The organism is Acidobacteriota bacterium, from assembly GCA_009861545.1.
Taxonomy (GTDB): Bacteria; Acidobacteriota; Vicinamibacteria; order Vicinamibacterales; family UBA8438; genus WTFV01.
This window is the reverse complement of sequence record VXME01000042.1, coordinates 78536-92152: the sequence shown is the minus strand read 5'-3', so window position 1 is coordinate 92152 and position 13617 is coordinate 78536. Positions and strand designations below refer to the sequence as shown.

The 13617-nt window shown below is 69.4% G+C and carries 12 protein-coding genes and 1 pseudogene; 1 reads left to right on the top strand and 12 read right to left on the bottom strand.

The annotated features are described in order from the left end of the window. Positions 1–59: 59 nt before the first annotated feature. Positions 60–623, top strand: coding sequence for a Uma2 family endonuclease (locus tag F4X11_06725; GenBank protein ID MYN64707.1), 564 nt, complete (start codon positions 60–62; stop codon positions 621–623). A 28-nt stretch (positions 624–651) separates the two neighbouring features. On the opposite strand, the gene F4X11_06720 is transcribed toward F4X11_06725, so the two are convergent. The 12 genes and pseudogenes from F4X11_06720 to F4X11_06665 form a co-directional block, all read right to left on the bottom strand. After that, positions 652–1878, bottom strand: coding sequence for a PQQ-binding-like beta-propeller repeat protein (locus tag F4X11_06720; protein ID MYN64706.1), 1227 nt, complete (start codon positions 1876–1878; stop codon positions 652–654). Then, positions 1806–2948 carry an iron-containing alcohol dehydrogenase gene (locus F4X11_06715; protein ID MYN64705.1) on the bottom strand — a complete coding sequence of 381 codons (1143 nt, stop codon included), beginning with the start codon at positions 2946–2948 and terminating at the stop codon, positions 1806–1808. The genes F4X11_06720 and F4X11_06715 overlap by 73 nt, the downstream gene beginning before the upstream one ends. A 98-nt stretch (positions 2949–3046) precedes the next feature. Then, positions 3047–3382 carry a toxin-antitoxin system HicB family antitoxin gene (locus F4X11_06710; protein MYN64704.1) on the bottom strand — a complete coding sequence of 112 codons (336 nt, stop codon included), beginning with the start codon at positions 3380–3382 and terminating at the stop codon, positions 3047–3049. A gap of 73 nt (positions 3383–3455) precedes the next feature. Further along, positions 3456–3995, bottom strand: coding sequence for a hypothetical protein (locus F4X11_06705; protein MYN64703.1), 540 nt, complete (start codon positions 3993–3995; stop codon positions 3456–3458). Between the two features lie 21 nt (positions 3996–4016). After that, positions 4017–5222 carry a DUF262 domain-containing protein gene (locus F4X11_06700; GenBank protein MYN64702.1) on the bottom strand — a complete coding sequence of 402 codons (1206 nt, stop codon included), beginning with the start codon at positions 5220–5222 and terminating at the stop codon, positions 4017–4019. Positions 5223–5263: 41 nt separating this feature from the next. Continuing rightward, complete coding sequence (locus F4X11_06695; protein MYN64701.1) at positions 5264–7231, bottom strand: squalene--hopene cyclase; 1968 nt, start codon at positions 7229–7231, stop codon at positions 5264–5266. A gap of 106 nt (positions 7232–7337) precedes the next feature. After that, positions 7338–8198: a hypothetical protein gene (locus F4X11_06690; GenBank protein MYN64700.1), complete on the bottom strand. Its 861-nt coding sequence runs from the start codon at positions 8196–8198 to the stop codon at positions 7338–7340. Continuing rightward, positions 8158–9849: a DUF116 domain-containing protein gene (locus tag F4X11_06685; protein ID MYN64699.1), complete on the bottom strand. Its 1692-nt coding sequence runs from the start codon at positions 9847–9849 to the stop codon at positions 8158–8160. Before F4X11_06685 ends, F4X11_06690 begins: the two co-directional genes overlap by 41 nt. A gap of 125 nt (positions 9850–9974) precedes the next feature. After that, a complete protein-coding gene (locus tag F4X11_06680) occupies positions 9975–11168 on the bottom strand; it encodes a radical SAM protein (protein ID MYN64698.1) in 1194 nt (397 codons plus the stop codon). Positions 11169–11172: 4 nt separating this feature from the next. Next, positions 11173–12060: a ferredoxin family protein gene (locus F4X11_06675; GenBank protein MYN64697.1), complete on the bottom strand. Its 888-nt coding sequence runs from the start codon at positions 12058–12060 to the stop codon at positions 11173–11175. 107 nt (positions 12061–12167) lie between these two features. Next, a pseudogene (locus F4X11_06670) lies at positions 12168–12509 on the bottom strand (hypothetical protein). Continuing rightward, entirely contained in the window at positions 12506–13591 is a 1086-nt protein-coding gene (locus tag F4X11_06665; GenBank protein MYN64696.1) for a cobalamin biosynthesis protein P47K, read from the bottom strand. The pseudogene F4X11_06670 and the gene F4X11_06665 overlap by 4 nt, the downstream one beginning before the upstream one ends. Between the last annotated feature and the right edge of the window lie 26 nt (positions 13592–13617).

Sequence of the window (13617 nt, the reverse complement as noted above, 5' to 3'; positions counted from 1 at the left end):
GGGGCATCGCCATCCGCGCGCGGTGTCGGCACGGATTTCGAAGCCCAAGCGGTGGTACGATGGCGTCCATGCAGGACGTGCAGCCGCGTTTCGGCTACACCGATCTCCTGGCCATGCCGGACGACGGGCGCCGCTACGAGATCCATGGAGGCGAGCTCGTCGTGGTTCCGTCACCCCTGCTGCGTCATCAGATCGCCGCCATGGAGATCGTCACCCTGCTGAACGACTACCGCCGGAAGTTCGGTGGAGTCGCGGTCACGGCCCCGTTCGACGTCGTGTTCGACGAGTACGACGTGGTGCAGCCCGACGTTGTGTTCTTCCGCGCCGAGCGGCTTCATCTGCTTGACCCGAACTCGGTGGCGCGGGCGGTGCCGGACATCGTCGTCGAGGTGCTCTCCCCCTCGACCGCCGCCATCGACCGCGGGCGGAAGATGCGGATGTTCGCGCGGTACGGCGTGCCCGAGTACTGGATCGTCGACCCCGTCGCCCTGCAGGTCGAGGTCCACACGCTCGAAAAGGGCGCCTACCGTCAGGCGCAATTGGCAACCGGGGGCGACATCGTACGCTCGGTCCTGCTCCCGGACCTGTCGTTCGCAGCCGCGGCCATCTTCACCTTCCCGTAGCCGGCGACAGCAGGACACACTCCGACCGTCACCCGAAGCAGTAGAGCACGCCGTCCTGCGAGCCGATCACCACCTTGCCGTCCGCGATCGCTGGGGACGCCGACAGCGGTGCGCCGGTGTCGAACTCCCAGTGCTTCTCGCCGCTCTCCAGATCGAGGATGTAGAACCGCCCGTCCCCGGAGCCGACGTAGACGCGTCCGCCGGCGGCGGCGGGAGACGAATCCACGCGCGCGCGGGTCATGAACGTCCAGCGCATCGCGCCGGTCTCGGCGTCGATGCCGTGCACCATCCGGTCGCGGCCGCCGATGACGACGGTGCCGTCCACGTTGAGCGCCGACGAATAGAAGGGGAAGTGCCGCCGCGGATGCTCGTAGCTCCAGACGATGTCGCCCGTTTCCAGGTCGAGGCTGACCACCTCGTTGTCGAACGTGCCGAAGTAGGCGTGTCCGTCGTGGATGGCGGAGGACGCCGCGGTGTAGGCGCCGGCCGGCACGCTCGTGATCTCCGTGCCGTCCGAGATCCGGACCCCGTGGAAGGTCTCGTCGCAGCCGCCGAAGTAGGCGACGCCGTCGGCGACGGCCGGAGTGGCATGAACGTAGTTCTGGGTCTCGACCTGCCACGCCAGCTCGCCGGTGGCTGCATCGAGCCCGTACAGGTAGCCGTCGTACGAGCCGATCATCACGCGGCCCTGCGCCAGCACCGGCGAGGACTTGATCTCGCCCTGCGTCGCATAGGTCCAGACCTCCTCGCCGGTGTCGGCGTCGACGGCGTGCAGCACGCCGGCGAGGTCGCCGACGAAGACCAGGCCGTGCCCGACGGCCGGCGACGATTCGCCGATGCCCATACGCTCGCTCGCGCGGTAGCGCCATTTCAGCTCGCCGGTGTCGAGATCGAGGGCGATGAGTTCCCCGGTGTAGGTGCCGACGTAGACCGTCCCGTCGGCGATGGCGGCCGACGAGTCGATGGATTCGCCCGCCTCGAACGACCAGAGCAGCCGGGGATTCTCCGGGACCGTGGCCGAAGAAACCCCGGTCAGGCCGGCCGTGCCGCGGAACTGCGTCCAGGCGTCCGGCGGCGCCGCGTCCTGGGCGGCTGCCGCGCCCGCGCCGGCCAGCAGCGCGAACGCCGCGAGCACGGTGATTGCGGCTGGAGTGGTCGAGCACGAATCTCGGTATGACTGGCTCAGTAGGCGCATTGATATACCTCCAACGCTTCGCGCGCCCCGAAGGGTCTTGGGTTGAACGTGCCGGTCCATTGCGTGGCCGCGGCCTCGGCGAGTGCCGACAGGTCGCGCTCCGGCACGCCGGTCGTGCGCAGATCGGCGGGGAAACCGCCCGACCTGCCGATGGCGACGAGACGCTCGGCCAGATGCTCTCCGGCGCTCGGAACGGCGGACGGCTGGGGCGCCCCGTTGACGAGCTCGCGGTAGAGATCGTCCGTAGCCTGTGCGTTCCACCGCACGACGTGGGGCAGCAGTATCGCCAGCGCCACGCCGTGCGTCATGGCGTAGCGCGCCGTCAGCGGGTTGGCGCACGCGTGGGCCGCCCCGAGCATCGATTGCTCGATCGCCACTCCCGCGTAGAACGCGCCGAGCTGCATCGCGCCGCGCGCCGCGACATCGTCCGGCTGGTCCAGCACGCGTTCGTAGTTGGCGTTCAACAGGCGGAAGGCTTCGCGCGAGAAGAGTGTCGAGATCGCGGTGCGGCGCTTGGTCACCGCCGTCTCCACCGCATGGGCGATCGCATCGAATCCACCGGCGGCGGTGACGGCGGCCGGCTGCGACAGGGTGAGGTCCGGGTCGAGAACCGCCACCCGGAACGCGAGCTGCGGATCGCCGCACGCCATCTTCATGTGCGTCTCGGCATCGGCGACCACCGCGTAGCTCTGCGCTTCCGAGCCGGTGCCCGCGGTGGTGGGGACGGCAATCATCGGCAGCAGCGGCTTGTGGGCGAGCCCGTAGCCGCGGTAGTCGGCCATGGCGCCGCCGTTCGTCAGCAGCAGATTGATCCCCTTGGCGCAGTCCAGCGAGCTGCCGCCGCCCAGGCCGATCACCGAGTCCGGCCGGCGTGCGCGCGCGAACGCGACGCCCCGTTCCACCATCGCGGCGTCCGGGTTGACGTCGAAGTCGTCGAAGACTGCCGCCTCCAGTCCGGCGCTCCGCAGCAGGCCGAGCGCGCGGTCGACGTGGCCGGCCTCCTCCAGGCCGCGGTCGGAGACCAGCAGCGGCTTCGAGAAGCCGAGTTCCCGCGCGAGCATCCCCAGGCGGTCCAGCGTGCCGGACCCGAACACGAGGCGCGTAGGCGCGTGAAAATCGAAGGGTGTCATCGCTCGTGCGGAGCCGTCCGCCACCCGAATATACCCCGACGGCGCGGGGGTACGATCGATCTCCCGGCGTGCTCGTGCAGCACTCCAGTCGGTGGCGTTCATCGGCCGGCAAGCCCTTCCGCAAGGAGCGTTGCAGCGAGGTGATTCAAGCTGACGCCCTCGCTCTCGGCCCGCCTCGCAAGTCGCATATGCAGGGTCTTGGGGATGCGTTGCACGAACTGTCCGCTATAGGTCTTCGGTGCCGGCAACGTGCCGGCATCCTCCTGTTCCGCGATCGTCCATGCCTCGAAAGCGTCGCGGGCTTCGGCGATTGCCTCCTCGACGGTTTCGCCGTCCGCGATGCATCCGGGCAGGTCGGGGATGGTGACCATGTAGCCGCCGCCCTCGTCTTGCGGGATCGGGCTGAGCGTGATCGGATAGTCTTCGAATCTCATGTCGCGGCCTCCTCGATGAGCCCCGTCAGCCGTCTGATGTAGAACGGCTTGATCGGCTTGCGCATGGGAACCGTCAGGCGCGGTCGGCGTCGAACTCCCGCAAGGCGCCCGGAACGGCGTCGACGAACAGCATGGCGCGCGTGTACAGGGCGTGAATCTCCCGCGTCGTTTTCTCCAGCGGGAAGGTACCGAAGTCCTGATGCACGAGTCGATTGCGTTCCCTTCCGAGCTCGAGGAACGCCCGGACGGAGCTGTCGAGCTCGTCGTTCGTCTTGACTCTCTGCTTCATGAAGTCGCGAAAGTCGCTTCCGAACAGCCCGAAGAAGCTGTTGGCGTTGCTCTCCTCCCATTGGAACCACGTATGGTACTGGCGGCGTACCGCCTTATTGCGCACCAGCGCTGCGACCAGCAGGTTGCGGTTCGTCGCATCTTCGACGAAGGACATCACCGTGTCCGTCATTCGATGCTCGAAGTAGCTCGCGGCGGCGAGCAGCAGTGACTTGCGGAAATTCTCGTCCGCGACGGCGCGCAAAGAGACCTCGCCGGCTTTGTCGAGGACCGATAGCAGACCGGCAAAGCTTTCGTGCAACTCGTCGACCACGGTGGCTGGCACGCCGTCCACTCCCTTCAGTCGTCACAGGGCGCCGACGATTTCACGGGATCTGGACAGACGCTTCCTGACGTTCGCCGTACTCGTCGTGTCGAAAGCCGCCGCCGCGGTGAACTCCCGGTCCTTTCTCAGCGCGCGTACGCGGTCCAACGTCAGCTCGCCGGCGACACGGCGCCGCTCCTCGAATGCCCGTCCGCAGACGGCCGTGAAGACGGCCTCGTACAGCGTTATGTTGAAGCGATTGTCATGCGGGTTCTGGAAGGCATCATCGGGCAGTTCGCTGCACGCTTCCAGAAAGGACAGGAAGAGCTCCTTCAGGTATTCATTCTGCTGGCTGTCGTGCGTTCTGCACTTCTTCGAGAAGCGGTTCAGGAATCTGAGCATCGACGGTGCGTACTTGTCGCCGTCCACGAGCATGGCGAATCCGCGAAGAAGAACCTCGATGTCCTTGAGATGGAGATCCGGCGCCGGTGCTCCGAGGAGCGAACGCCACGTCGATTCGACATTGACGTCGTACAGCATCGAGTAGAAGGTGGAGTGGTACATGCTGGTCCGGATCTCTTGGGGCCGAAGATTCATCCCCCCTGTGTTCAGTCGATTGAAGATCTCGAAAATAGACGAGTCGTCGTCCGAGGGTGACACCTGCTTCACGATGATGTTTCGGAGCGGACGCAGATCGAACTGCGACTGGTATTCATCGAGCGAATCGTAGTCGACGCCATGGAACCTGCTGGGCCGATCGGAGAACCGCCCCGACAACTGCAGCTTGAATGGCCGAAAGTACTTGTCGTCGTTCAGCACCTCGTCCGGGATGTGTCCTGCTTCGTCGAAGACGGCTCGCAGCTCCTGACGGCTTTCCTGGCGCGGGAACCGCCGCTTGATGAAGTAGTAGATGGACATCAGCCGCTGCTGGCCGTCGATGACCAGGAATCGGTTGCGGGACTCCTCGTACAGGAACAACTGCGGCACAGGCAGACCGAGGATGAGTGACTCGATGAGCCTGGACGCGCGAGGAAGATCCCAGACGAAGTGTCGTTGAAACCCGGGGATCCTGACGGCGCCGCGGTCGATGAAGCTGCCGAGCGTCACGAGGTTGAAGTCGTTTGGGGAGGCGGTGATGTCGTACTGGTCGATGTGAATCCCGTCGTCGTCCTCCGCATCGTCTGCGAACCAAGTGTTCGACTGATTGTCCATTTCCGGCTCCGGCCTGTCGATTCTGTGTACGTCCATGTTCTGCAAACCCGTCCCGGTCTCCTGGGTCGTCGCGGTCTCTATTCATCGTACCGGAGATTGGCGTTCCGGACAGCCGCCAGTGCGCCGAGCGCGAAGGTCCACGGGTAGAGCTTCTCGGAGTACCAGAGCTTGGCAAAATAGAGCCCGATGGGAGTGGCCGGAGCCTGCCGCCCGCCGTCGGTGACGTCCACGAGCCACCGTATGCCCCCGGCGACAGCCTCGTCGATGCCCTGGACTACCGCGGCCCGTGGCAGCCGTCCGAACGTCGCCAGCGCGGAGACCGCCAGCGCCGTTTCCTCGATGGACGGCGAGACGCCGGGCGTGCCGCCCCAGCCGCCGCCGTCTCCTTGGACATCGACGAGCCAGCGCGCCGCCCGCTGCTCGGACGCCGGAATCGCCTCCGCCTCGGGCAGAGCGGCGAGCCCCTCTATCACCCGCGCCGTGCCGTAGACCGGGTTGGCCTCGTCCGGGGCGCCCTGGTTTCCGAACCACAAGGGAATCCACGACCCATCGGGCCGCTGCGCCTTCTCCAGGAATCGGACGGCGCGCGTGGTGGCGCGCTCGGTGCGGGTCCGTAGCGTGTCGGGCAGCAACCGCCGCCAGGCGGTCCACGCCCGCAGCGTGTGGGCGGTCAGGTCGGGGCTGCTGCGGTCGAACGGCAGCGCTCCCCAGCCGCGGCAGAAGGTCGGTATTCCGCCGTCGGCGTTCTGCAGGTCCAGCAGCCAGCCGATGCCGGCGCAAGCGGCCTCCCGGTGCGCAGGTTCGTCGGCGCCCAGCGCATGGAGAGCCAGCAGCGCGCCGGGCGTGTCGTCGGCGTCGGGAACCCCGCCCGGCAGGTCGGTCCAGGCCCACCCGCCCGGATCGGCGTCGGTGTAGACGTGCGGCTCGCGGTACTGCTGATCGAGAAGCCAGCGGCTCAGCGCCGAACGCTCCGCAGGGCGGAGCAGATCGGCCCAGTCGGGCCGGCGGGCCAGCGCGTTGATGCCGAGCGTCGTCACCCACGTGGCGAGGTTGGTGTCGATGGGCCAGCTCCCGTCGGCGCGCACCGACCGTGCCAGGAACGCCACGCCGCGCTCCACCACGGGGTGCGTCGATTCGCCGGCCGCGACCAGGCTCATGACGACGAAGCTCGTCAGCGGCGTCGCCTCGAGGAACCCTCCGCCGCGCGGCTGGATCGCCTCCAGACGGCGCAGGGTGTGCTTGCGAGACGCCTGGCGCACGAGACGCGTCAGGGGATTGCGCGTGGGGCGTTGCCGGTGGCGGGCCTGCCCGATGGCGATCAGGGCCGGCAGCGCGTAGCTGACCACCGGGAGCCGCAGCCAACGGTACCAGGACGGCGGCACGGCGGCCAGCTCGAACGGGAGTTGCGGAACGTGGCGCCAGCCGCTGCCGATGACGCCGCCGGCCCCGCCCGGCAGACCATCGCCGGCGCCGGGGGCGCGCAGGTTTCCCGCGGCGGCGCGCGGTTCGTCGTCGCTACCGTCGGCCCGCTGTTCGTCTCCGTCCAGAAGTCCGGCCAGCGCGAGCACGGTCAGGATCGGCACCGAGAACGTGCGGTCCCTGCCGTACCGCCGGCTGATCGTCTCGGCGAGGGCCCGCGGACCCAGGTCGCCGGCCGCGCGCCGCATCCAGTCGCGCGCCCGCCCGAGCGCGGCGGCGCACGGCGGGTCGTCCGTCCCGGCGATGGTGAGCGCGGCCCAGCAGAGAGCGGTGGTGCTGACGTTGCCGGGGCTGTCGGTGGTGTCGCCCCAGCCGCCGTCCGCGTTCTGGGTCCGGATCAACCATGCCGCGCCGCCGCCGACGAGGGCGCCGTACGCGGCCCGCGATCGAGAGCGGTCGACCAGCGTGAGCGCGATGATTGCGACGGCCGTGGACAGCGCCGACGACGACAGCTCGCCGTCCCAGTGGCCGTCCGCGTTGCGCGCGGCGAGCAGTCCGTCCGTGAGCCGGTCGAGCGTTGCGAGCCATTCGGCATGGTCGGTGGGAGCCGGCGCTGCCGGCTTCATGGGAGCGGTTCCCACCGCTGGATTCCTGCGAGCCCGTGGTGCAGCCGCGCGTGACGGCGATAGTGAGCGGGCACGGGTACACCAAGGCGCGACAGGGGATGCACGCTCACAGGCTCAGGTGCCCCAGGGCGAGCAGGGCATAGAAGGTGTACTCGCAGTCCTGCACGTCGTCGCCCCAGCTTCCGTAGAAGCCGCCGGAGTTGCTCCAGAGGCTGTCGACGAAGTCGAGGCACGGCTCCCGGATCGGCTCGAGCGGCGCGTGGGCGCCGGCCAGCGCATGCAGCGCGGTGGCGGTAGAGAGCAGGTCCGGCATCGGCGTCGAAGGCGACGCGCAGAACCCGCCGGCCGGAAGATGGCGCGCCCGGAGCCATTCCGCCGCCTCGCGGTCGGCCGGCCGGGAGAGGCGGCGTTGCACGGTCACCGCCGCGGCGGTCGGCGGCGTCAGCCCCGTCGGTACGCCGGGCCGGTTCCCGTACCCGCCGTCCGCGGCGCGCAGCGCGGCCAGGCACGCCAGGAGGCGATCGGGGTTGTCCAGCGCGGCGCCGAGGTCCTCGTACGCCCCGAGGGCCAGGAAGCAGCCGTACGCCGTGCCATGGTCGGCGCCGTCGGTCGGGCTGTAACCGCCGTCCGGCGTGCGGAAGGACTCGAGGCGGGCGAGGAGCGCCTGGGCCGGCGCATCGCTCGCGGCCCCGATGTCGGCCCAGCAGCGGGCGAGACAGGCGGCGTGCACGAAGTCGAGCTCGGCCGGGTCCTCGTGGCGCTCGAGAAACCGCCGCACGGCGGGAGCCGGCAGGTCGCGCCGCAGGGCGGTCAGCGCTTCGAGACCGAAGACGGTGTAGTAGAGGTCGCTCGCGCCGTCGCGATCCTGGAAGCCGCCGTCCGGATTCAGCCTGGTGGAAAGGAAATCCGCCGTCAGGTCCGCCGCGTCACCGAGCAGCGTCGGCGACAGCCTGGCCACCTGCAGCATTTCGAGCCTCGAACTCACTGCACCAGCCTTGAATCTCGACGCTGAAGATCTTGCCGATGACCCGGCGCAGCAACCCCTTGAGGCTCGGGTTGGTCAGGCCGGGCAGGCAGCGAATGGCCTCTTCCTTGTAGCCCTCCATCAGCCGGCGGCTGCGGTCGGCTGCGTCGAATCGCGTCAGCACCTCGCGCACCTCGTCCGAGCGGCCGTCGACGGCCTGCTCGCGACGCCACGCCGCCTCGAGGGTGGAGCGCGCCTCCGGCTCGGACTTGGCCTGCTCGTAGCCGACCGCGAGCGGCAGCGACGGGCGCAGCGCGGCCACGTCGTCCGGGGCATCGGCGGATGGCTCGAAGTCGTCGAGGTCGTCGCGGATCTGGTATGCGATCCCCAGTGCGTCGCTGTACGCCCGCAGCTTCTCGAACACGTCCTCGTCGGCGCGGGCGCAGGCCGCCCCGAGCTCGAGCGCCACGCCGAACGCGGGCGCCGTCTTCTGGCGGAAGATCTGCAACACCTGCTGCGAGCTGAGCGGCTTCGGACTGCGCGCCCAGGCCAGCTCCTCGCCCTGCCCGAGACAGAGCGTGCGGTGGCCGCGCGCGGCGATGGCCGTCATCTCGGCGCGGATCTCGGGGGCGAAGTCGCTCTCCGCGAGCAGCCGGTAGCCCTCGCCGATCAGGTAGTCGCCGGCGTTGAGCGCCGCGGGAATCCCGTGCGAGGCGTGCAGCGTCGGCTCGCCGTAGCGGCGCGCGTCGCCGTCCTCGATGTCGTCGTGCACCAGCGAGGCCTTGTGGAAGCACTCCACCGCCACCGCCACCTTGCGAAGCGCGTCGGGCGGCGTCGCGTGCGGGTCGTCCTGCAGCGCCTGGTAGACGCAGACGCTGAGGAAGGGCCGCCAGCGCTTGCCGGCGCGGGTCAGCTCGGCGCGCGCGAGCGTCTCGGTCTCGCCGGCCGGCGGGCCGCCGAACACCGCCTCGAGGGCATCGGGCGCGAACCAGCTCTCCACGTCCCGGCGCAGGGCGTCGAGGTCGAGCCGGCGCGTCCGGTCGTCGCTGGTGGCGTGAATGAAGTCCCAGACCCACTCGACGTCGACGCCGGTGTCCTTGCAGTCGTCCTGCAGCAGCGGGATGGCGACGCCGGGGATCGCCGCCGCCTCCATGTAGGGGAACGCCCGTTCGAGTACCGAGAGGCAGCTCACGCCGACGATGGCCTCGATCTTGCCGGTCTGGATCAGCGCCATGACGAGCGCCGAGCCCTCGGCGACGAGCACCGCGTAGCCGAGCTTCTCCGCTTCTTCCTGCAGGTCCTGGATCGTGCACAGGCCGCACTGCTTGCACAGCAGGCCGAACTCGTCGAACGGGGCGGGGCAGCGGTCCTCGACGCGCAGGCACTTCGGCAGCAAGAGCAGGCGCTTGTCGTACGGCACCGCGGCCAGATGCTCGCGCCACACCTCGTTGCCGAGGATCACGCCGACGTAGTCGCGGTACTTGCCGTCGATGCCGTGCGCGCCCAGGATCTCGTCGGACCGCGCCTGCAGCTCGCCCATGACCAGCGGCGGCGTGATCTCGCTGCGGCGCGCCGCGACGTAGTCCTGGACCTGCCGCAGCATCACCTCGCGCTCCGAACGGGTCTGCGGAATGTTCTCCTGCGGCGGTCTCATGACCGTCGGCGGCACCGCGCGCGGGAGCGAAACGACCGGCAGTTGATAACTCACAGGAATCTCTTCCGTCGATGTTCAGCGTTCTCGCTGGTTGTTTTCTCTTGGCCGCGGGAGCCTGTCGGCCGTTAGCTGTACGCCCCGAATCCAAAGAACCAGTGCTTCTTGGCGAAGGCGTAGGCCCAGTGCTCCTCCGGGATCTCGTTCCCGGGGTTGTGCTGGCTGCTGCGGCCGGTGAGCTGCGCCAGCTCCGCCGAGGCGGTCTGCCGCTGCGTCGTGTCCCGGGCGCCGTGGCGCTCCACGAGCTCGCGCACCAGATCCGGCCGCTCCAGCACGATGCAGCCGCGGGTCGTCTTCGCCGCGGTCTCCCGGAAGTCCTTGAGGAACGACGAGCTCGTCATGGTCTCGTAGACGCTCGGTCGATCATAGACCGTTTCGGTGGCGAACTGGATGATCGGGCACGGCTCGATGTCCCCGTAGGGACTGATGTGGTGGCTCACCCCGGTAGCCATCGGGCAGAGCGCCTGCCCCTCGTCGTCCCAGTACGCGTCGACGATGGCGATCGGCAGCTTCGCGCGCATGCGCACGATGAACCGGCGCACCCGGAGCACCTCCTCCGGGGTCAGGGCGATCGCTTCGGTCGGCTTGGGCCCGACGACGCGGTAGGTGTGGAACCAGGCATAGTGCACGCCCATCCCGATGAGCCGCCGCAGCCACGATTCCTGCACGAGGTCGTCGATGTTCGTCTTGCAGACGCTGGTGGCCACGCCGGTGACGAGCCGGTTGCGCGTGCAGGCTTCCAGCCCGGCCAGCGACTTGTCGAGGACGTCGCTCCGGCCGCGGCGCTCGTCGCTCACCACCGAGGTGCCCTCGATGCTGACCAGCGGCGTCACGTTGCCGAGACGGCGCAGCTCGGCCGCCCGCGCGTCGTCGATCAGGTGTCCGTTGGTGAAGAGCTGAAAGTAGCAGTCCTGGTGCGCGGCGAACAGGTCGAACAGATCCGGGTGGAGCAGCGGCTCGCCCCCCAGGATGCCGAAGTAGCTGTTGCCGTGGCGCTTGGCGTCGCCGACGATGCGGTTCAGCTCGTCGATCTCGATCTTCCGGCTCTGCGCCTCGACGTCCACCCAGCACCCCTGGCAGCGCAACTGGCAGCCCGAGATCACCGAGATGAAGAGGAACGGCGGGAAGTGCTCGCCGCGCTTCAGCCGCTGCTTGTAGAGCTGAACCGAGCGGACGCCCTTGACGCCCATGTTCCAGACCAGCTTGCGCAACGCGCGCGGGTCCGGCTCGGTGAGCATCCGTCTGGCCAATTCCACTACCACGTCGTCAGCCCTCCTGCCGCGCCGCGGCGGCGTCGATGGCGGCCTGGGCCCGGGCCTTGGCGGTCTCGGCCTTGGCCTGGATCTCGTCGAGCGTAGGCAGGCTCGCCAGCACCTCGGCCGGGATGTCGAGATTCTGCTGCAGCTTGACCAGGCATTTCTGGCGCTCCTTGAGCGCCCGTTCCTCGTCGCGTTCCTTCGAGAAACGCGACTTCGCCTTCGCGCTCCGGTCGCGCAGGGCGGCGTAGATGTCGCCGCCGAGGAGGGCGGAGATGTCCACCTTCATCGCCTCGCGCCGCACGTCGTCGGTGTTCACCTCGCCGCCGTGGATCGGGCCGTGGCGGTACTTCGGAAAGAGGATCGCGACCTCCGGGCAGACGCGCGAGCAGGCGGGGCAGTCGGTCTTGCAGTTGTCGTGGTTCTGGACCTGGATCTGGCCGCCCTTCGAGACGCCGTAGACGTCGAAGAGGCAGAAGCTCAGGCACTGCATGCAGTTGGTGCAGCGGTCGAAGTCGATGACCGGGAACCACGGTTTCCACTTGCCCGGCTCGTGGACCTCGCAATCGGCCCGGATGGCCTCGACCAGCGCCGCCACCCCGTCGGGCGTCTGGTCGCCGATGTCGCGGAACCAGACCCGGCCCCCGGATTCGGCGCCGACCGCCTCGGCCGGCTGGCGCTCGGTGAAACGGCCGAGCACCGCCAGCGCGTTGCCGTCGTCGGCGCGGGCCGCGGCCGCGGTTGCCGCGCCCGACCCGACGCGCGTCACCCGGTAGCCCTTGTCGAGCAGCGTCTGCATGAGGGCGAAGCGGTGCGCGCCGTCCAGCGGCTCGGCGCCGCGGCCCTCGTACAGCGCCACCCGCAGCACGGGGAGTGACAGGGTGCTGGTGCGGCTCATAGCTCACCTCCGCCGCCGTCGCCGGAGCGGCTCTTCGCGGACCGGTCGGCGTCGCCCGCAGGATCCGTGTCCGGATCGTCGGCTGCCGCGCCGTCGCCGTCGGGCGCCAGCATCGAGGCAGCCACCGTTTCGGATGTCTCTTCGCGCATGTTGAGAATCGTGACCCGTTCCTTGTCCAGCGGCGACCCGGCCGACGAGAACAGCCAGCGCACGGCGCGTGGATAGCAGGCGGCGATGGTCACCGCCTCGCCCCCGGCGATCTCCGCCAGCCGCGGGTCCCTGCGCGCCGACATCTCGCACAGGTCGGGCACGGCGTCGAAGTCGACGCCGGAGGCGGACAGCGCCTCGAGGACGCCGTCCTTCACCTGCCGCGGCACCACCCGCGCGTAGGTGCAGCGGCAGTAGACCAGGTTCGGGGCCGCCGCCGATGCCTCGTTCTCGCGCTTCATGCCGTCGCCAGTCGCCAGGTCGGAGTCGGCTTGGCCGGCCGGAAATGCTCGATGTGGTCGATGGCGGCCCGGCGGCCGGCGCCGCCCGTTTCCCAAGCCGCAAGGGCCGCCAGGGCCGCGTCGTGCAGGCGCCGCGGGTCTTCCTCGGCCCGCAGGTTGACGATCAGCTCGCCCGCGTCGACCGGCGCCTTCAGCGTGTGGGCCAGCTCCGCGCCCCGATCGCCGGCGACCAGGTTCAGCACCGCGATGTCCGAGGGCAGCTCCTCCGCCGTCAGCGTCATCTTCAGGTGTGCGATCTCCGCCGTGCCGATGGCGTGCGCCATGTGTCCGGCGAGGTCGCGCAGCAGGGCATTGCCGTCGAACGGCGTGCCGGAAGAGACGCGCACCGTCGCGTTCAGCCAGCCGAGCAGCGCCTCGCCTTCGGCGTACACGGCGTAGTCGACGTCCGGGGACGCCCCGAGACCCATCGCACCGCGGGTCACCCGCTCGAACCAGGACGCCGCGCCGTCTCCCGCGCGGGCCGACATGGCGAGCACGTCCGCCTGGGGATACCGGGTCGCCAGCGCCTCCCGCAGGCGCTCCAGGCGCGTCTCGTCGAGCAGGTCGACCTTGTTCACCACGATGACGTCCGCCTCGGCGAGCTGCCGGTCGTAGACGTACAGCACCTTCTTCGAGAACGACCGGCCGGCTTCCAGACCGAGCACCCGCAGCGCCCGAAGCGGATCGACGAGCACGCTCAGCGGCGCGATCTCGAACGCGTCTCCGTACATCCGCCGCAAGGGATAGCTGACCGCGGCCCGCAGGTCGGTGCAGCTTCCGACCGGCTCGGCGATGAAGACGTCGGGCCGCGCCTCGGCGTTCAGCCGGTCCGCCGCGTCCATCAAGGTGTTGAACCGGCAGCAGAAGCAGCCGCCGGTGATCTCCTCCACCGGGAATCCCTGCGCGCGGGCGAGAGTCGTGTCTACGAGGCCGACGCTCTGATCGTTGGTGATCAACCCGACGCGCCGGCCCCGGTCGGTCAGGAACCGCGCCAGCCGGATGATGGCCGTCGTCTTGCCGGCCCCGAGGAAGCCGCCGACCATGACGTAGCGGGCGCGCGCTTCGTCCG